Source organism: Streptomyces dengpaensis (assembly GCF_002946835.1).
Taxonomy (GTDB): Bacteria; Actinomycetota; Actinomycetes; order Streptomycetales; family Streptomycetaceae; genus Streptomyces; species Streptomyces dengpaensis.
In genome coordinates this window covers 2,795,935-2,814,229 of the sequence record NZ_CP026652.1, presented here as the reverse complement: position 1 = coordinate 2,814,229, position 18,295 = coordinate 2,795,935, and the positions used below count along the sequence as shown (strand labels likewise).

Here is an 18,295-nt window from a genome sequence, read left to right as displayed (position 1 = left end):
CCCAACCAAGGAGGTTCGCCATGTCCCGCGTACAGCTCGCCCTCCGCGTCCCGGATCTCGACGCGTCCATCGCCTTCTACAGCAAGCTCTTCGGCACCGGACCCGCCAAACTGCGCGACGGCTACGCCAACTTCGCCATCGCCGAGCCCCCGCTCAAGCTCGTCCTCATCGAAGGCAGCACAAACGAGGCAACCCTCCTCGACCACCTCGGCGTCGAGGTCGAGACGACCGAAGCGGTCCACGCCGCCACCGCCCGCCTGGGCGAGGCCGGCCTGGCCACCGACGTGGAGAACGACACCACCTGTTGCTACGCCCTCCAGGACAAGGTCTGGGTCCACGGCCCCGGCCAGGAACCCTGGGAGGTGTACGTCGTCAAGGCCGACGCCGACACCCTGGCCAAGCAGCAGGGCAGCACCTGCTGCGCCGGCCTGGTCGAGGCCGACGCCGGCTCGAAGGAACCGGTTGCCGCGGGCGGCTGCTGCTGATCCGCCGATGACCAACCTCCACACCTGCGAGGCCGTGACCGGGACGGGAGACTGGTCACGGCCCGCGTCGCCCTGCCCGCCCTGTGCGTCACCCAGATCACCAGCTGGGGGGTCGTCTACTACGCCTTCCCCGTGTTGAACCCCCAGATCACCGCCGCCACGGGCTGGTCGACGACCGCCACCACCGCCGCCTTCTCGGGCGCCCTCCTGGTCTCCGCCCTCGCCGGCATCCCCGTCGGCCGCATCCTCGACCGCCGCGGCCCGCGCGCCGTGATGACCACAGGCTCCGGCCTGGGCGTCGTCGCGTGCTGGCCATCGCCTACGCGCCCAACCTCGCTGCCTTCACCGCCGCCTGGCTCCTGGCCGGCGTGGCCATGGCCGGCACCTTCTACCAGCCCGCCTTCGCCGCCCTCACGCGCTGGTGGGGAAGCGACCGCGTCCGCGCCCTCACCATCGTCACGCTCGCCGGCGGCCTGGCCTCCACCGCCTTCGCCCCGCTGACCGCCGGCCGCATTCAAGCTCCCCAACGGAGAGCTCCGGGTTTGGCGGAGCGACTTCTGCACGTGGCTGCGGCAGTTGGAGGCGGCGGCGTGAAGTCACTCGACGTGAAGGTCTGGGGCGTCCGGAAGCGCGACACGAAAACGCCCTCGTACGGTGTCCGCTGGTCTGTAGCGGGCAACGTCTTCTCGGAATCCTTCCGTACCAAGGCACTGGCTGATCACTACCGCACGAAGCTCATGCGTGCGATGCGGGACGGCGAGGAGTTCGACACGGAGTCGGGCTTTCCGGCCTCGATGGAAGAGAAGACGTCGGCCGTGTCGTGGTACGACTTCGCCCTCAGGTATCTCGCGATGAAGTGGCCTCATGCCGCCCCCAATACGCGGGACGGCATCAACGAATCGCTTACCAGCGTGACGGTGGAATTGCCCGACGAGCGTGCTGGGCGGCCGTCCGACGAGACGATCCGCAGAGCACTGCGCAACTGGGCCTTCGTGTTGCCGGGGCCTGACGATCGGGAAGTCCCGGACGAGGTGCGGAACGTTGTCCACTGGGTGTCCAAGGCATCTCACCGTTCGCGAGCCGCCCATACGATCTTCGGCACTCGGCGTTGTCGACATGGTTGAACGCGGGCGTCGAGCGGTTGCTGCGCTGACCTGCGGTGAAGTGGTGTTGGAGCCTGGCCGAACCCGGGACCAGTCCCCGCTGTTCCCCGTGGTTCCCCGCAGGATCTGGCACGCATCTGGCACGCCTGGCCTTGGTCAGCCGCGGACTGCCTCTAGTCAAGGCTCGGAAAGCGCAGGCCTTTGTGTTCCGGGTACGACGTCCGCTTCTCTCCTGTCGCACCGTGGGGCATCCTGTTCGCCATGCCAATGGCCACACGCACCCACGCGCAAACCCACCAGGCCGGGCGTCACCTCGCTGTCGCTGAGGCGCTCTTGCGAGGGCTGCCGGCCAAGCTAAAGGGCGCCCAGACCTACGTCGAGATCGGCGAACACACCGCCCAAGTGATGGTGGCCGCCAAGGGCGCTTGGATGATCGCAGACATCGAGAAGTTCACGGCTCTGACCTGTAGCCGAGTCATCCTGGTCCACATCACAGTGGACGGTCATGACTTCTACGTTGCTGACGGCGACACGCTGCGTGCTGAAGTGCAAGCCCGTCACAGGCGGTTCCTGGAGCAAGTGGGAGGTGTCCGCCCTCGAAACCCCGATTCAAGGAACACCGTCATCAAGCCCGAGGACGTCACCGCTTGGCGGGACCAGTGGCGGCTTCTGACCTAGTCCGGACTTGGCCTCCTCCGTTCCTGCGTACGGCTCCGGAGGGCCCTTCTGGCTCACGGAAAGACGCTGGTTACAGGCTCTGCGGCCGTGCATTGAGTTCACCGTGTCCACAGGTGGTCCACAGCCTCGCGCTGATGACTGCACCAGGCTGTGGCACGTAGCGGCACCAAGAGGTCAGAGCAGGAACCAGTAGTTGCCGCCCGCGACACCAGCGGCAGCGGCCAGGAACACGAGGAAGGCGGGCGAGACCGACAGAGACACAGACAAGTTGAAGTGCTTGCCGATCGTCACGCGTACGTGTCGGGGCGTACCTGCGGGTTGAGAGTCGTGATTGACCGGGCCATCCTGGGTCCCGTCGGCAGGCATGTCATGCTGCTGGTTCATGGGTAACCCCCTTTGTGATGGGGCGTCGCTGCTCTCGCGGCCTAGGAACCTGATGGCGGCGGCGCCCCCGCTCACCCCTGCTGTTTGTGCAGAAGAGGACAAAAAGGGGCCCCACCGTGGCATGCCACGGTGGGGCCCCTCAACGCTACTGAGACGCTAGCGAGTTACCGCGAAGTAGGTCAACTCCGCCTGCATCAACAGCTGTTCGGGGAGCTCCCTGCGACTGGCTCCCCGCTCCGAGTCCACCTTCAGTATCCGAGCCTGGAGCCGCGGCGGAACGTGAGGCTGCTGCGTGCTGCACGCACCTCGTTTGCGTGGCTGACGACAGCCTGGCCCTCATAGTCCCGAAGCCACTGGGTGCGGCGGACACGCTGCTGGAGGCGGGCGAGGAACCGACCGACCTTTCCCCGCACGCCGCACGCCGCACGCCGCACGCCGCACGCCGCACGCCGGGCTGCACGGCTGGCCCGGCTTCCACCCTGATCAGGACTGAGCGGCCGCGGCTCAGCGGTGAGGGATGCCGCCCAGCGCCGAGGGTGACTCCCTCGGGGCGACCCGGGGCCGGTGGAGCGCGAAAGGAACGGAAGCCCATATTTTGTGACGTCGGTCACGGCGCTCCGCCAATCAACCGGCGCGCTTAGTAGACGCGGCGTGGCAGACATCTAAGGATTTGTCCGTCTTGGCCCGGATGTGGATCCTGCGGTGCGTCCCGGAATTCCGCCCGGTCTGCCCGCACGCCCGCTGCCCCGTGGTGTAAGGCTTCTGACGCCGCGACAGCTTTCGCTCCTGCCGCCGTGTGCGGACGGGAGGCCCGCGCACGGCCCTGGCGCGGTCCTGGGACCTACGAGGCGACGTAGTGGCGACGTAGTGGCGGGACCCTTTGCGCTCCTTGTCGAGCCGTTCTAAGAATGTCGACCCACAGGACGTCGCTGCAGTTCGGAACCGGTGTTCACGCAGAGTCGACCGCGCAGTGTCGACCGCGCACCGGGCGCTCGGCGTCACCGAGTGAGTAGGAGCCCCCCACATGAAGTCGTCCCGAACGTCCCCGAGACTCTTCGCCCTCGCTCTCGGCCTGGGTCTGGCCTCTAGCGCGCTGGGCGCGGCGGTGCCGGCGAGCGCCCAGACGGCCGCCACCCCGTCCGCTTCCGCCGGTACCTCCGTGGCGCGGTACGACGGGTCGGTTGAGGAGGCCGCGAACAACAAGGCGTTCTTCGAGGCTGTGCTCAAGTCGGTCGCCGAGAAGCGCGCCGCCCAGCCCAGCGCGCAGGCGGTGACCCTCTACTACGACGCCTCCAAGGCGCCGAGCTTCCGTTCGCAGATATCGAGCTCGGCCTCGGTCTGGAACAGCTCCGAGTCCAACGTCAAGCTCGAGGAGGCTTCGAGCGGTGCCGACTTCTCCTACTACGAGGGCAACGACCCCCGCGGGTCCCACGCCTCCACCAACGGCCACGGAAGCGGCCAGATCTTCCTCGACTACACCCAGATCCAGCAGAACGACTCGATCCGCGTCGTCACCCACGAGACCGGGCACGTGCTGGGCCTGCCGGACAACTACAGCGGGCCGTGCAGTGAGCTGATGTCGGGCGGCGGCGCCGGCCCGTCCTGCACCAACCGCTACCCGAACGCCACCGAGCGCGCGCGTGTCGACGAGCTGTGGGCCAACGGACTCGCGCAGGCTCCGAGCACGGGGAACCAGCCCGCTGAAGACCCGAGCGCTGCACCGTCGGCGCCGCCCGTGGCCCCGGGTACGGTGAACCAGCCCGCTGACGGCCCGAGCGCTGCACCGCCGGTACCGCCCGTGGCCCCGGGCACGGTGAACCAGCCCGCTGACGGCCCGAGCGCTGCACCGCCGGTACCGCCCGTGGCCCCGGGTACGGTGAACCAGCCCGCTGACGGCCCGAGCGCTGCACCGCCGGTACCGCCCGTGGCCCCGGGTACGGTGAACCAGCCCGCTGACGGCCCGAGCGCTGCACCGCCGGTACGGACCGTTGCGCCGGGCCACGGTCCGGGGCGTCCGCTTCACGGCACGCCCTGGAGTTGATTGCGTTCCCACTCATCGCGCGCCCAGGCGTGAGTTCGGGTGGTAGCTCACTATTCGATCTCGATGATCGCCTGGCAGAGGATCGTCTAGCTAGCGAGCTCTGACCTACTGCGTGGTGCGTTGAGCAATATGGAGAGATCGAATGCTAGGAGGCTCCCAGCTCATCTCGTGCTGCCGCAAGGAAGGGGTCTGGTGCAGGTTTGGGTGACAGGTTCGGTCACGCGGCCTGGAGGGCCGGTGTGGTCATGACGGTCTCGAATTCGACGGGGGTCAGCCGGCCGAGCGAGGCTTGTCTGCGGCGCCGGTGATGGGTCCTCTCGATCCAGGTCACGATCGCGATCCGCAGTTCCTCGCGACCCGTACGACGTCCTCGCGGAACTCTTCCGGATAAGGCTTGGGCACAGCGACATCCTTCCCACCCGCCCCACAGGGCAAGCCAGTTCAGATGTCACCCGATCGTGCACCAGACCCATGCAGGGGTTCTAACACTCGGGGCTGACAGTCGCGATCATGTCCCGGGTTAGGTCGAGGGCACCTAAACGACCTGGTCGAGTCAACGAGCGGTGCACCCCGTTAGTCGGGGGCACCGCCCGCGATTGCTGTGAACTTGGAGCTGTGGCCTCATGTCGGCGACGTCGGTCGACCGGCTGTGGTTCTCGGCTGGTGGTCCGCCGAGGTTCGGCGCTGTTCGCGCCTGTTGGTGTCAGGCGTTGGTGTCAGTCACAACCTGTGTACTTGACAAGTGGGCCTTTCCCCCCTCAAGCCGCATCGACAGCGGCGTTCTAGACTTTGCAGTAGTAGTACCGGGAGTTGGGGTTGAGTGTCGCTGCTGACTCTTCGGTGTCGCCGGGACCGAGCTGTATGACCAACTCCGGCGAGGTAACGCTACCGTCGCCGTTGTAGTCGTAGTAGAGGTGGATATGCCAACTATCGCTGCGGTTGCGGACGTAGTAGTTGCCAATGGCACCGGGGTACTGAAATCCATCGCCGCCGCAGCTGGGAACACCGGCACCGAGGCTGAGGTCGACGTTCGTTATGTTGCCGTTCGGCTGGTACCAGCACAGACGTGTGCTGTTGCAGCTGGTGGAAGCCTGCGCCGGCGCAGCGCTGAGCGCGCCGAGCGCCATGGCGGCGGCAGCGATGCCCACGACGGCCTTCGGCCGGTTTCGCTTGGCGATCAAGACTTTCCTCTCCATCGTTGCGGCCGCGCGACGGTGCCGGGCGGCAGTCTCACGCGGTACCCGCGCAACGGCGCTCGGTCGGAGCACCCTGACGTGAAGTGATCATGCCATATAGGCCCCCGGGATCACCCCGAAAGGCTTATGAGCTGTGTGCACTCGGCAGGATTCGAACCTGCAACCTTCTGATCCGTAGCTCTAGCCGGATCGGGCGGCGACGGTCATTCCGGCCGCTACGGGGCCCCGGAGGGGCGGTAGCGGACGGGGGCGGTTGCTGGGGTTGCGGTACTGCGCTGCGGTACCGCAGGATCGCGACGGGGGTGACCATGGACCGGCACGTGTTGATGCGGCTGTTGGCGGGCGACGACGAGGCCTCTGCGGCCGCCCTGGCTGTCCTCCAGAGCGGCGCCACGTACGTTGTGTGGGATCGGACTGTTCCCGCGGAACGGCATGCCGGGGTCTATGCACTCCGCCTTCGGCGCATGCGGCTGAAGGGCGTTGAACCTCTGGGGCTGGAACGGGCGGTGGAGCTCCTCCGCCAGCATGGCCGGCCGGTGCGCGGAGGGATGATCGAGTCTGCCGATCGGACATGGACCTTCCTGCTCTTTCTCACCGAAGACGGCAGCACACTGGTGGCCTGCGCCGGCGTGCAGCGGGTGGTTGAGAAATCACCGCTTTAGGAGCGAGGTGGGGCGGTCTGGGCCTGACCTCGGACTCATTGCCCTGGGCGGAGTCCGGCACCACGTACTCCTGCGCACCCTGATTCCCCGTGGGACCCCGCCCGTTCTGGCACGAATGTGGCACACCCGCTGTTCGTCCCGAAGCAATGCGCGCGACCATGCGACCTGCGGCCCAACCGTCTGTGGCCTGCGAGGACTGTCCGCGAGAGTCCGTGGTTGTGCGCCCGAGTGCGGGTCGTTGTAGCGCAGTCAGACACTCAGCCGGCATCGAGCAGCTCAGCGAGGGCGAGCGCCGCTATCACGGAGAAGAGCCGCGCCTTCCTGAGGTTCCGTCCAGTGGTCTTGCGGTCCAGTTCCCAAACGAGCACCACGATGCAAAGCAGGTACAGGGGGCCCCGCAGCAGGAAAACGATGTCGTGCACGGGCCCTCTAGCGACCTTCGAACGGGCGAGAAGGCTATCCCTAGGGTCGGTCACGCAGACGGTGGGCCCTAGTTTGGAAGAGTGCGTATGCGGATCCGTGCTCACCTGGCGCGATGTTGTCCTGCGCGAACGCAGGCAGCTCGCCGTTGTTCCCCACGGCTCCCCATTGGTTGCTGACCGTTCGGGCACGGAGGGGGCACAGCACCTCAGGCCATGAAGTTCCTTTCGGCGCAAGCGTCGGTTTCGTCGGTCTCAAGATCCACGGCCACGGCAAGTGGCTGGACGAGTTCTCCAGAGCGCTTGCTCAGCTCTCACGAGTAAGCAGATGGACAGCGCGCCCCTGGTCCGCCATGCTGCCTTGGCGGTGAGGGGCCAGCGCCGGCCGCATTGAGGTGGGGATCGATGGAGCAATCGCAGGTCGCAGCTGTGCCGTCGGAACGCGTCCGTTACCGGTTGACGCGCCTCCAACGCCTGCTGCCCGTGCTGCCCAACATCGTTATCGTCATGGCCTTCCAGGTCTTGATCTGGTTGGACGGGGGACCGTTCGGTCCTCTACTTGTCTCAGGACTGCTCTTCTGGGGTGTTCTGCCGGTTCTGATCACCTTGCTGCCCTTCGGGGTCACTCTCACGCCATCGGCGGCCATCGTGCACAACCTCCGCCGTCGGACGATCCCGTGGTCGAACGTCCAAGCCATCCGGATCGAGTCTTTCTTCGGAAGCCGGACCGTCGTGATCTACGAAGCGGGCGGCCGCTGTACCCGCATGCGGGCGCCAATCACCGGGTTCCTCAGCTGGGATCGCAGTTTCGAGGAGAAGTTCCACACCATCGGTAGGTGGTGGCTGGATCACCGCGGCCCGGACTGGGCTCCTGTCCCGCCGCCGGGGCTGCAGTGGGGTGGCCCACCGGCGTCCGACGGGAACCCTTACGCGCCTCCGGCGTAGTCAGCAGCTGATCCACGCACCCTCCGGGTGGCGGAGACTCAATGACTGGGCCAAGCCACGGGGCGTCGCCATAGGTTGGAACAGCCCCCGTGCCGGACACAGGCTTGAAGGTCTGGCCTCATCCTTATCAGGTCGATCATGGGTCGCCGTCGACTTCGGTCAAGCCACTCTGAGCGGCGGCTGGCTGGCCGCCGAGGTTCGGCGTTGGTCGACGACGTTCGCGCCTATTGGTGTCAGGCGTTGGTGTCAGGGATCTGGGCGGCCTTGGCAAAGCGCCACGTCCAGTGCTGGCGACATAGCTCAAGTTCAGCTCAGAAAGGAGATCATCTGCTTGATGTGCGCATGACTGATCCGTAGTGTCCTGGTTGCCGCCCGTGACCAAGGCGGATACCTAAATAGGGGAACACATGGGCTTCGGCATGCGTCGAACCGCTCTCGCGTCCGGCACCGCGCTCCTGCTCTGCCTGGGAACCGTGGGCACTGCCATCGCGGACGAAGAGCTGCCCTCGCCTGCGGCAGGCGACCTGGAGCAGGCCGTGACCACAGATGACGTTGCGGTGCAGGACGGGGACGACATCAACGACCGTCCTGGCTGGGAGGACGGCGAGGCCACCGGTGTCGTGAGTCCTCACTACTGTGACGGCCCGCAGACCTGGATCGAGATCACGTCAAAGAAGAACATCACGTACCGGCGTGGTGGAACGGCACGAAGTACAAGGATGGCCCTGGCGGCACCATGATGGTGAGCGTCACCAAGGGCGGCACGGTCTCCATGGAGATCTCAGCCGGCGCGGAAGCCGAGGCCGGCGTGGTACTTGCCAAGGCCAAGTCGAGCATCAACGTCAAGGTGGCTGGAAGCGTGACGGTAACGACCGGGCACAACTACACCCACAACATCGCGACGCACAAGTACGGCCACTTGCAGTACGGTTCGTGGGGCTACAAGATCTCGTGGAAGAAGTGGCGGCGCAGGGGCGACGGGTGCGGCAGCCCGACCCTCGTCAAGAGCGGCACGGCTACTCTGCCGACGAGTGAGACGGGCTGGAAGTATTGGGAGACCTCCTCATGAGGCCGGCATCCAAGTGGCTCCTTGGCACCGCACTGGTTCCCGTGCTCTGCCTGGCGGCGTGTACCTCTGATAAGGACCCTGCGCCGGATCGCTCCGCGGCACCGTCTCATCAGTCCAGCGCGGGACCGTCAGCGGAGAAGAAGCTCACTGAACAGGCGCAGTCAGCCCTCGATTCCGTCACCAAGCAGGATGAGTCGATGGTTGAGTCGGGGGTGGAGCGAGTATCCGACGGAATTCACACGCAGCCCGACCTCTCCGCTGGACACGCCTACAAGCTGACGGTGGTCTGCGCCGGGAAAGGCACAGCGGAGATCACTTTCACTCCTCGAAAGACCGCGGCGAGGAAGGCCGTTTCGTGTGACCGATCGGTCGTGTCTGAACGCTTCACGGCCGGCAAGCAAGTACGCATCGACACGCAAGGCAAGCCTGAGGCGAGCGGAATGATCGCCTGGCGACTGAACTCCGTATGATGCACCGTCCCGGGGCTCGGGCTCTTACAAGAGGCCGAGCCCCCTCTCGCGTCCTTGGCGGCAACCATCGCGGCTGATGATGCGGCTAAGACGTCACCGGTTTCCTCCATTGGCATCCGGAAGGGCGTGCGAGCTCCCGCCACTTGCCCTGCAGCAACGCTCTAGCTCTCCCACGACCCTCCCCAGCCCCCATCCCCTACGCCACGACGCACCCGCAGACGGGAACGGCGCCCCCTCCATCCCGGTGCCGACCGATCCCGCGCCGGAGGCACTGTTCTGGCCGTGGCCGCGCTATGCGGTGATCGACTCATGGCCACCGGCCCTATCCACATGTGGGCGCGCGTCGGCGCAGCGCGGGCGGAGCGGGCCGGAGGCAGGAGCGGCGCCCGCAGCGGAGCCGGGAGCGCGCCCGGCGGAGCGGAGCGCAGCCGGGTGCCTTGATGACGTAGAGAAGGTCTGAGCCAACCGGGGTCTGCTACAGCCTGAACGAGAGTTCCAACTCGTCGCCGGGTAGGTGGAATTCCTCTAGAGCCAGGGGCTTGTCCGCCTCCGCGAGTGTCACGCGCAGGACCTGGAGGACCGGGACCCCCTCTGGGAGTCGGAGAGCCTGGGCTTGGTCGGGTAGGGGCATGCGGGTGCGGACGTACTCCGTGAAGTGGAGTTCGTGGCCCAGGTCGGCGAGAGCGGTGTAGAGCTCCGGGGCCGGCGGTGGGGCCTCCTCCTCGTACTTGGTGTCGATGAGTACGGAGAACGGGACGTACGTCCGGTGGAGCTGGCGCAGGCGGCCTTGGTCTGCTGTCTGTAGCGCGTCGTACGTGACCATCGGCTCGCCCGGCGGGACGCGGAGTAGAACCGCCAGGGCCATCGGGGCGTCGGTGCGGGTGGCTACGGGGGGCTCGGCGTCGGTCCAGCGGATTCCGTCGGCCTCGACGTAACGGGCCTCGGGGGTCCTGCGTACGCCGCGCGGGCGGGTGAGGCTGGGGCGGCCGTGAGGGGAGCGGGCGAAGGTGCCGCGGCCCATGATGGCCTCGACGAGACCTGATGCCCTCAGTTCCGTGAGCCCTTGACGCACTGTGGGGCGCGTCACGCCGAACTGTTTCGCCAACACCTCTTCCGATGGGAGCGGTTGGCCGGCCGGGAAGGTGCCGTTCAGGATGCCTTCGCGCAGGTAGTCGGCGATCTGCCGGTACTTCGGCTGCGTGTTCTTCGGCGGCATGCGGGCCCTCCGTGGCCGTGGCCTCTTCGGCTGTTCATCGTCGTAGACAGCTTGCCCACGATCGTGGACAGCTTCCCGCATCGCCAGGTCTGTTGACAACCCGTACTACGGGTTGTCCACTCTGGAGCAGTCACCCGTACTACGGGTGGTCTAGCAACCCGGAGGAACGTCCTTCGGGTGCCAGAGATGAGGAGATCCGAAACAGTGGCAAGCCTTCCGATAGACACCGCGAAGTTCACGGGGATCATCTGCGCCGTACCCCCGGCTCCGCGGGTTGCCAACCGTGAGACCGGTCAGCTCCGTGTTGACCGCGAGACCGGCAAGACCATGTACCAGGTCGGCCTTTGCCTGATGGCCGGAGCGTCGGCGGACGTCGTCAACGTGAGCGTGGCCGGTGAACCGGCCGGAGTGCAGCTCGGCATGCCGGTGGCCGTGCGGGACCTGGTCGCCACGCCGTGGGAGAACGACGGGCGGCACGGCGTCGCATTCCGTGCCGCGGAGATCCGGCCCCTGAACGCTCCCGCTCCGGCGGGCAAGGGGGCTGGGCAGTGATGTATCTGGCCTCCACCACTTCGGCTGGTGCGACCTGGCCGAGTTGGGTTCTGGTGGTGGCCGCAGTGCTGGTGTCGGGTCTGCTGATCGCGGGCCCGGCCCTGCGCCGCCGCTACCCCGTGGCCTGGTGGCTCTTATTCGGCTTCCCTGCCACAGCCTTCCGGGTCGTGCGGACCTGGCGGCTCCTGATGGCCGGGTGTGGGCTTGCCGTGAGCCGCCGACCGGCGCTGACGGTCGTGTCCGGGCTCGTCGGCAACGGGGCACCTCCGCCGCAGCCGCGTGTACCTCGGCGCGGTCTCATACGTCCGACCTTCGGCGGATTCGCGGTGCTGGTACGGCTTCTGCCGGGCCAGGTGCCGAAGGACTTCGTCAAGGCGGCACCTGCGATGGGGGAGAGCTGGCAGGTACACACGGTGCGGGTGACCGCCTGGAAGCCGGGGGTCGTACGGATCGTCGCGTCGGCGGCCGACCCGTTGGCCGTCCCTCGGGTGCCGAAGCAACGAGGGCCCGGCCATTTGCTCTGGGTGACCGTGGGCGCGCTGGAGACCGGTGCTGCGTGGGTCGTTGACCTGCGACGTGTGCCGCACTGGCTGATCGTGGGGGCCACCCGCTCCGGCAAGTCGACGCTGATCAACGCACTGGTGGCGGGCCTCGCTCCGCAACCCGTCGCCCTGGTCGGGATCGACTGCAAGGGCGGCATGGAACTGTCCCTCTACGAACCGCGGTTGTCCGCCCTGGCGACGAACCGAGAGCAAGCCGTTCGGCTGCTGACTGCGCTCGTAGACCTGACCCTCGACCGCATGACCGTCTGCCGGACGGCCCGTGTCCGCAGCATCTGGGGGCTCCCGGAGAAGGAATGCCCGGTCCCATCGTCGTGATCGTCGACGAGATCGCGGAACTGTTCCTCGTGGCGAGTCGGAACGAGAAGGACGAAGCGCAAGCGGCAGGCACGACGCTCATCCGGATCGCTCAACTCGGTGCGGCCCTCGGAGTGTTCCTCGTCGTCGCGGGCCAACGCGTCGGCTCCGACCTTGGGCCCGGTGTCACCGCCCTGCGGGCCCAGTTGGGCGGTCGGGTGTGTCACCGCGTGGCCGACCCCGGCACGGCCGAGATGGCGCTCGGCGATCTCAACCCCGACGCGCAACGCGACGATGCCCGCAGTTTTCGCGGTACCAGGCAGGGCAGCGGAACAACTGTTCATTGAGTTCGGTACAAGCAAACCCCGATACTTCGTACCGGAAGCCCGCCAGTACCGGGTCTCAATTGAAGCCCTCTTGGGGCATCGGAACGACTGGCGCCCGCTTGTGACCTTCACCTGGCACGCTGATCGCCTCGTTAACCCAACGAGCTACATCGCATACCGCAATATCGCAGACGTGCTAGAGGGCCACGGCCCCGACGTGGCAGAGGCGAGACTGAACGCCATAGCGGCCAGTGTGGTGGCGCAGGGTGGCAAGCCGGACGGACGGAAGCCACAGGACCCCTGAGTCCTGTGACTGAGGTGTGTCGCGTGTATCGCAGATAGTGCGCGAACAGTGAGAGAGAGTGAGAAAGGGCGGGAGTCAGTGAGAGGAACTCCCGCCCTCTTTTGGAGGTTTGCTGAAGGGGCGCGCAGCCTCCGGCGGACCGGCTCCGCGGTCCGGTGCGTGGTCGATTCGATCGGGGTCGGCTCAGTGGGGTGCTGCATGAGGCCTGCCTTAAGAGACAGGTTGGACCCACGCTCCTGGCCGCTGCTGCGGCCAGGAACGGCACGAGAGGTACGGCAGCCCGACAGATGAATGATGGAGCCAGGTCGACTCCGACTTATGGCTTCACGTCGAGACGCACGAGCGCGCCGATCTCCACCAACTGGTCTGGTAGTGCCAGGTCAGAGACACCCATGACCGTGCTGGTGGGCCAGTGCTCCCCGAAGTACTCGGCGTGAAGGCGTGCCGTCGTGTCGAAGTTCTCCCGCAGGTTCCTCACCAGCACCGTGCTCTCCACGATTTGGCTGCGCTCGGCCCCGAAGTGCTTCAGCACCAGGTCCAGATTGGCCAGCGTGGTTTTGACCTGGAGCTCGAAGTCGCCGGCACCCACGAAGTTGCCGTCACGGTCATGGGACACCTGACCAGACACGTACACCGCGTCACCGACCTGGATTGCCTGGCTGTATCCGTAGAGCGACTCCCACGGCATACCAAAACCGAATCTCTTCGCCTGAACAGGCATGACTCACTCCCTAGTGCTCTTAACGCGGTCGAACTTCAGCGATTGACTCGCCGCGTGAAACAAGCTTCTTGCAGTTGGCGATCTGGTCGCGCTTCTCCGGGATGGTGCAACGAATGCGGCGTCAGCGCAGGTAGGCGCGCTTCGCGCTGGAGCCTTAGAATGGTGGAGTCCTCATGTCCCTGCTGCTCGATCCCGCTGCCCAGGACCTCCTCTCCGCAAAGCCCGTACCGCGGACACATTCAGCGATCCAGTCACGGACGAGCAGATGCGGGCCATCTATGACCTGGTCAAGTACGGCCCGACCGCCTTCAACCAGTCCCCGCTGCGCATCGTCCTGGTCCGTACGCCCGAGGCGCACGAGCGTCTGCTGGCTCACGCATAGCCGAGGGCAACAAGGCAAAGGCAGCCATGGCACCGCTGTCCGCGATCCTCGCCAATGAGTTCCACGAGGGTGCTGCCGAAGCTCGCGCCGTTCGCGCCCGACGCGAAGGACACGCACTTCGCCGAACGTGCGGTGCGCGAGGAGGCCGCCACACTCAACGGTGCGCTGCAGGCGGCGTACTTCCTCATAGGCGTGCGCCGCCGGGCTTGTTGCCGGGCCCATGTCCGGATACGACGCCGGCGGGGCATGCGGAAGGAGTTCCTCGACGAGAAACATGCCCCACTGATGGTCGTCAGCATCGGCCGCCCCGGTCCGAGCCCCTGGTCTCTCCGGCTGCCGCGGCTCTCCTATGAGGAGGTCGTCGCGACGGCCTGACCCGTCCCAGCTTCTCCCGCCTCACCCACAGGCCCCTCCTGTGCGGTGCTACTCCGCCGCCCCGAAAGGAAGTCGCCATGTCCTACCCAGAGCCCCGCTACCTCGGCGAAAGGGGCCAGGTCAGCGCACTGTTCCGACCTGCACCCCCGCAGCCCGACACCGGCTTCGGCGGCACCAACATCAGCTACGTGGCCAAGCAGGAGAACACCAACGGCGAGTTCGGCCTGTACAAGATCGACATGGGGCCGAAGGCCATGGGCGCCACGGAACACTTTCACCGTACGATCTCCGAGTCCTTCTACGTCCTGTCCGGCGAGGTCCGGCTCTACAACGGCGAACGCTGGGTCACAGGAGGCGAGGGAGACTTCCTCTATGTACCGGCCGGCGGGCTGCACGCCTTCCAGAACGACAGCGACGACCCAGTGTCGCTGCTGCTGCTCTTCACACCAGGAGCTCCCAGAGAGGAGTACTTCGAGAAGCTGGAGGAGTACTCACAGCGCGGCCCCGAAGAGTTGAAAGCCTTCCGGGTCAGGCACGACCAGTACAACACCACCGACATGCTCGACGACTAGGCTGCACTGAGTGCTGCGGTCCCTGCGTCACACGCCCGGGACTGCCCGAAAAGAGGGCGCACGGTCCGCGTCCGGGATGCGGTACCAGTCCATGGAGGTCACGTCCTGCTGCACTCGACCTGCCTCACGCGCTGGTTGATTGGGTTAGAGAATCTGCTCGGCCCAGACCGTCTTGCCGTCGAGGGAGTAGCGGACACCCCAGTTCTGCGCGAGTTGGGCGACAATGAAAAGGCCGCGCCCGCCTTCGTCGACCGTCTTCGCATGGCGCAACCGCGGCGCGAGGGGATTGCCGTCGTGGACCTCGCAGGTGAGGGTGCGGTCCTTGATGAGCCGCAACCGCAGAGGCGGGGTGCCGTAGCGGACGGCGTTGGTGACCAGTTCGCTGACGATCATTTCGGTGGTGTAGGTGGTTTCCTCATCCACTCCCCAAAGGGCTAGCTGGTGTTGGGCGTGAGCGCGCGCCGTGGCGACAGCTTGGGGGTGGTTGTCGAGCTGCCACGTGGCGACCTGGTCGGCGGGGAATGGGTGGGTGCGGGCGAGGAGCAGGAAGACGTCGCCGTGGCGGGTGTCGTTCCGCAGCCGGTAGAGCACGTCATCGCATAGATCCTGCAGTGGCCGGCCAGGGTGGGCCAGCACCCGTTGGAGGGTGTCCGGGGACGGGGAGGTGTGCAGGAGGGATGCGGTGTAGAAGGCGAGGACGCTGCCATCGGCGACAGGGATAGTGGTGGCGGCGAAGGGGGGTCCCTCGGCACTGCCCAGAGGGGGTCCGGCGGGCAGGTCGGGGATCTCGGTCCTCCCGTCGGGATGGGCGATGACGGGTGGGGGGTGGCCGGCCAGGGCGATGGTGCAGGTCTGGGCGAGCGGGTCGTAGACCGCGTACGCGCAGGTTCCCCTGAGCGGCATGCGGTCGCCGGGCGGCAGAGCTGCGCGTTCCTGGGCCAGGCTGATGGCGGTGTCGTTGAGGCGTGCGAGGAGCTCGTCGGGCTCCAGGTCGAGCGCGGCCAAGGAGTGGCAGGCGGTCCGCATCTGTCCCAGGGTGGTGGCCGCGTAGATGCCCTGGCCGACGACTTCGCCGACCTCCAGCGCGGTGCGGGCGCCGGACAGGGCGAAGGTGTCGAATCCGCCGCCTCCGCCCACCTCGGACGGCACGTGCAGGTGCGCGGTCTCCACCGTGGTCTGCGACGCCGGGCGGGGGAGCAGCACGTGGCGCTGGATTGTCGAGGCGATGGCGTGTTCGCGGGTGTAGCGGCGGGCGTTGTCGATACACAGCGCGGTGTGAGCGGCGACTGCGAGGGCGAGGGTGACGTCGCCGGTGTCGTAGAGGTTGGCCTGGTCGGTGCGGTACAGGCTGAGCAGCCCCAGCACGGTTCCACGCAGCGTCAGGGGTGCTGTGATCAGGCTGTGGGCACCGGATGCGCGGATCGCCTTGCCGCGCTGTGGGACCGCTGCCAGCCAGGGTGTGTCGGGGCCCAGGGTGACAAGGCGGGGCTTGAGGTCGGCCAGCGTCTGGGCGTAGGGCGTCGGGAACGGCAGAGCGCGCACGTCACCCACCGGATGTGCGTGATTCTGCTCGTCGCCGCCGCTGTGGCCGAAGGCGGCACGGCGCAGCGGCACCTCCCGTCCCAGAGGACTCGGCGGAGGGCCTCGCCACGTATCACTGCGTCCACCACTTCCACCACGGCGATGTCGGCGATGTCCGGCACCAACTCCTGCACCACTTCCTCGCAGGTGGCCACCACGTCGAGGGTCTGTCCCACGTGCTCGCGCACCGAGCCGAAGACGCGCAGGCGGGCTCGCGTCTTTTCGCGTTCGGTGACATCGAGCATCTCCACCAACACCCCCAAGGTCCTCCCCTGCGAGTCCTCCAGGCGAGATACCGAAACGGAGAACAGGTACTCCGGCCCCGGCGCGCTCTTCGGACGCACCCCCACCAGTCGCCCCCGTGCGGGAGCGCCGCTCTCCAACACCCCGCGCAGCATCGCCAGCACCTCACCGGGTGCGGAAAGGTCGTATACGTCGGTGAGGTGTCGGCCCGTGATCTGTACAGGGGGTGTTTCGTGCAGAACCGGCCTGTTGACGTTGATCCGCAGGATCCGCAGTTCCGTGTCCAAGATCAGCAGGCCGGTAGGGGATTCGTGGAACAGAGCTTCGAATGCTGCAGCATCCGCGACGGGCGAGACGGCTTCGTTGTGCGCCACGGCAATCCACCTCCACCATCCAGCCTGCTCCCGGCTCCCACGCGCCGCTCGCTCCCTCGCTTCGCGAGACGTGTCGGACGTCGGGGGCGCCAGATGCAGGTCTGGGTGGCCGGCCTGCTCGCCTGGGTTGTCATCTGAGTTTGTCGGAGGTGTGTCGCGCGTATCGCAGATAGTGCGCGAACAGTGAGAGACAACGAGAAAGAGCGGGAATCAGTGAGACTGACTCCCGCTCTCTCAACATCGGCATCCGCCCTGATCAGAGCTTGATTCTTGCTGACTGATCGGCGAGTGCCCCCGGCAGGATTCGAACCTGCGCACACGGCTCCGGAGGCCGTTGCTCTATCCCCTGAGCTACGGGGGCGCGTCGGGCGTGGTGTTCGCGGCGACGGGTAGAACCCTACCAGCTCTTTTGCGGGTGGCCGGCATGGGTTTGCGTGGGGGAGGGGCGGGGACTGCGCGGGCGCGGGGTGGGGAGGCCCGCAGGGGGTGGAAGTGGGGAAAACCCGGACGCGGCGGTGGGTGCGGACCTACTCTCGAGTTGTGTCAGGCGCGTCCGGTCGGGTGCTTGTTGTGGACGACAACAAGGTCATCCGGCAGCTGATCAGGGTCAACCTCGAGCTGGAGGGTTTCGAGGTGGTGACCGCGGCCGATGGTGCCGAATGCCTGGATATCGTCCATCAGGTGCGGCCCGACGTCGTGACCCTTGATGTCGTCATGCCCCGGCTTGACGGGTTGCGGACCGCCGCCCGACTTCGCGCCGATCCCCGGACCCGGAATGTTCCCCTCGCCATCGTGAGTGCCTGCACCCAGTACGAGGTCGAGTGCGGGCTTGATGTCGGTGTCGACGCCTTTCTCGCCAAGCCCTTCGAGCCCGTCGAACTCGTGCGGCTCGTATGGCAGTTGCTGGAGCAGCGGCCGTCGGCGCGTGGCGGCGGTGCGGGGGGTGCGGAGAGCGGTGCCTCACCCTCGTTCGAAGGCGCCTTCGGAGGAGCTGCCGAGGGCGCCTTCGGGGGCCCCGGCGTCGAGGAAGCCGAGCGCGCCGGACGCGCCGGTCATTGATCGACGCCGATGCCGATGCCGATGCCGATGCGATGCCGACACCGACACCGACACCGACGCCGATGCCGGAACACTATTGATCGACGCCGTGACCACCATTGATGGGCATCGGCATCGGCCCGCGCACCCGCCTCGACACCGCGATCACCGGACGGTTCGGCCGTCACTCGCGTGGCCGTAGCGTGCTCTCGCCGTGCCGTGCGACCACGCACCGAGAGTGCGGCCCTCCGCGCCCGCACCCTCCTGCCCGTCCCCTCCGCCCCTGTCCACATCCCGGACCC

16 protein-coding genes, 1 tRNA gene and 7 pseudogenes are annotated in these 18,295 nt (G+C 66.9%); 15 read left to right on the top strand and 9 right to left on the bottom strand.

Annotated elements, in window-relative coordinates:
* The first annotated feature begins 20 nt into the window (after window positions 1-20).
* The 4 genes and pseudogenes from C4B68_RS12665 to C4B68_RS12645 all read left to right on the top strand — a co-directional run bounded on the left by C4B68_RS12665 (window position 21) and on the right by C4B68_RS12645 (window position 2,266).
* Window positions 21-485 (top strand): ArsI/CadI family heavy metal resistance metalloenzyme, encoded by a 465-nt coding sequence (locus C4B68_RS12665; protein ID WP_099499912.1) that lies wholly within the window; start codon window positions 21-23, stop codon window positions 483-485.
* A 7-nt stretch (window positions 486-492) separates the two neighbouring features.
* A pseudogene (locus C4B68_RS12660) lies at window positions 493-991 on the top strand (MFS transporter); the annotation flags it as partial.
* Window positions 990-1,079 (top strand): annotated as a pseudogene (locus C4B68_RS44405) (excisionase); the annotation flags it as partial. The pseudogenes C4B68_RS12660 and C4B68_RS44405, both read left to right, overlap by 2 nt.
* Window positions 1,080-1,849: 770 nt before the next feature.
* Window positions 1,850-2,266 carry a hypothetical protein gene (locus C4B68_RS12645; protein WP_146119951.1) on the top strand — a complete coding sequence of 139 codons (417 nt, stop codon included), beginning with the start codon at window positions 1,850-1,852 and terminating at the stop codon, window positions 2,264-2,266.
* A gap of 174 nt (window positions 2,267-2,440) precedes the next feature.
* Here C4B68_RS12645 and C4B68_RS12640 read toward each other — a convergent pair whose 3' ends face one another.
* A complete protein-coding gene (locus C4B68_RS12640; RefSeq protein WP_104879977.1) occupies window positions 2,441-2,650 on the bottom strand; it encodes a hypothetical protein in 210 nt (69 codons plus the stop codon).
* 1,024 nt (window positions 2,651-3,674) lie between these two features.
* Here C4B68_RS12640 and snpA point away from each other — a divergent pair.
* Window positions 3,675-4,328: pseudogene (gene snpA / locus C4B68_RS12630) on the top strand (snapalysin); the annotation flags it as partial.
* A 580-nt stretch (window positions 4,329-4,908) separates the two neighbouring features.
* Here the strand turns inward: snpA and C4B68_RS43190 are convergent.
* Window positions 4,909-5,064: pseudogene (locus C4B68_RS43190) on the bottom strand (IS3 family transposase); the annotation flags it as partial.
* Between the two features lie 409 nt (window positions 5,065-5,473).
* Window positions 5,474-5,872: a hypothetical protein gene (locus C4B68_RS12620; RefSeq protein WP_099499915.1), complete on the bottom strand. Its 399-nt coding sequence runs from the start codon at window positions 5,870-5,872 to the stop codon at window positions 5,474-5,476.
* A gap of 323 nt (window positions 5,873-6,195) precedes the next feature.
* Here C4B68_RS12620 and C4B68_RS12615 point away from each other — a divergent pair, with 323 nt between their 5' ends.
* Window positions 6,196-6,549 (top strand): hypothetical protein, encoded by a 354-nt coding sequence (locus C4B68_RS12615; RefSeq protein ID WP_099500036.1) that lies wholly within the window; start codon window positions 6,196-6,198, stop codon window positions 6,547-6,549.
* Between the two features lie 257 nt (window positions 6,550-6,806).
* On the opposite strand, the gene C4B68_RS41850 is transcribed toward C4B68_RS12615, so the two are convergent.
* On the bottom strand, window positions 6,807-6,971 hold the full coding sequence (locus tag C4B68_RS41850; RefSeq protein WP_167459079.1) for a hypothetical protein: 165 nt from the start codon (window positions 6,969-6,971) through the stop codon (window positions 6,807-6,809).
* A 402-nt stretch (window positions 6,972-7,373) separates the two neighbouring features.
* Here C4B68_RS41850 and C4B68_RS12610 point away from each other — a divergent pair, with 402 nt between their 5' ends.
* The 4 genes from C4B68_RS12610 (at window position 7,374) to C4B68_RS41315 (ending at window position 9,452) form a co-directional block, all read left to right on the top strand.
* Window positions 7,374-7,913 carry a YdbT family protein gene (locus tag C4B68_RS12610; protein ID WP_099499916.1) on the top strand — a complete coding sequence of 180 codons (540 nt, stop codon included), beginning with the start codon at window positions 7,374-7,376 and terminating at the stop codon, window positions 7,911-7,913.
* A gap of 407 nt (window positions 7,914-8,320) precedes the next feature.
* On the top strand, window positions 8,321-8,653 hold the full coding sequence (locus tag C4B68_RS12605; protein WP_099499917.1) for a hypothetical protein: 333 nt from the start codon (window positions 8,321-8,323) through the stop codon (window positions 8,651-8,653).
* Complete coding sequence (locus C4B68_RS12600) at window positions 8,650-8,982, top strand: hypothetical protein (protein WP_143674275.1); 333 nt, start codon at window positions 8,650-8,652, stop codon at window positions 8,980-8,982. The genes C4B68_RS12605 and C4B68_RS12600 overlap by 4 nt, the downstream gene beginning before the upstream one ends.
* Entirely contained in the window at window positions 8,979-9,452 is a 474-nt protein-coding gene (locus C4B68_RS41315; RefSeq protein WP_143674277.1) for a hypothetical protein, read from the top strand. Before C4B68_RS12600 ends, C4B68_RS41315 begins: the two co-directional genes overlap by 4 nt.
* Window positions 9,453-9,927: 475 nt before the next feature.
* Here C4B68_RS41315 and C4B68_RS12590 read toward each other — a convergent pair whose 3' ends face one another.
* A complete protein-coding gene (locus C4B68_RS12590) occupies window positions 9,928-10,668 on the bottom strand; it encodes a GntR family transcriptional regulator (protein WP_099499920.1) in 741 nt (246 codons plus the stop codon).
* Between the two features lie 204 nt (window positions 10,669-10,872).
* Between C4B68_RS12590 and C4B68_RS12585 the strand changes: the two genes are divergently transcribed.
* The gene (locus C4B68_RS12585; RefSeq protein ID WP_099499921.1) at window positions 10,873-11,220 is read left to right on the top strand and encodes an SCO3933 family regulatory protein; all 348 of its coding nucleotides are present in this window, start codon (window positions 10,873-10,875) and stop codon (window positions 11,218-11,220) included.
* A pseudogene (locus C4B68_RS12580) lies at window positions 11,220-12,361 on the top strand (FtsK/SpoIIIE domain-containing protein); the annotation flags it as partial. The gene C4B68_RS12585 and the pseudogene C4B68_RS12580, both read left to right, overlap by 1 nt.
* A gap of 662 nt (window positions 12,362-13,023) precedes the next feature.
* Here the strand turns inward: C4B68_RS12580 and C4B68_RS12575 are convergent.
* Window positions 13,024-13,428: a RidA family protein gene (locus C4B68_RS12575; RefSeq protein ID WP_099499922.1), complete on the bottom strand. Its 405-nt coding sequence runs from the start codon at window positions 13,426-13,428 to the stop codon at window positions 13,024-13,026.
* A gap of 173 nt (window positions 13,429-13,601) precedes the next feature.
* On the opposite strand from C4B68_RS12575, the pseudogene C4B68_RS12570 reads away from it, so the two are divergent.
* Window positions 13,602-14,185: pseudogene (locus C4B68_RS12570) on the top strand (malonic semialdehyde reductase).
* Window positions 14,186-14,262: 77 nt separating this feature from the next.
* On the top strand, window positions 14,263-14,757 hold the full coding sequence (locus C4B68_RS12565) for a cupin domain-containing protein (protein ID WP_099499923.1): 495 nt from the start codon (window positions 14,263-14,265) through the stop codon (window positions 14,755-14,757).
* A gap of 144 nt (window positions 14,758-14,901) precedes the next feature.
* Here C4B68_RS12565 and C4B68_RS12560 read toward each other — a convergent pair whose 3' ends face one another.
* The 3 genes and pseudogenes from C4B68_RS12560 to C4B68_RS12555 form a co-directional block, all read right to left on the bottom strand.
* A complete protein-coding gene (locus C4B68_RS12560; RefSeq protein WP_240634318.1) occupies window positions 14,902-16,371 on the bottom strand; it encodes a SpoIIE family protein phosphatase in 1,470 nt (489 codons plus the stop codon).
* Window positions 16,372-16,601: 230 nt separating this feature from the next.
* Window positions 16,602-16,955, bottom strand: a pseudogene (locus C4B68_RS43180) (PAS domain-containing protein); the annotation flags it as partial.
* A 289-nt stretch (window positions 16,956-17,244) separates the two neighbouring features.
* Window positions 17,245-17,316: transfer RNA gene (locus tag C4B68_RS12555), tRNA-Arg, on the bottom strand.
* 200 nt (window positions 17,317-17,516) lie between these two features.
* Between C4B68_RS12555 and C4B68_RS12550 the strand changes: the two genes are divergently transcribed.
* Window positions 17,517-18,014: a response regulator gene (locus C4B68_RS12550; RefSeq protein WP_373682189.1), complete on the top strand. Its 498-nt coding sequence runs from the start codon at window positions 17,517-17,519 to the stop codon at window positions 18,012-18,014.
* The last annotated feature ends 281 nt before the right edge of the window (window positions 18,015-18,295 follow it).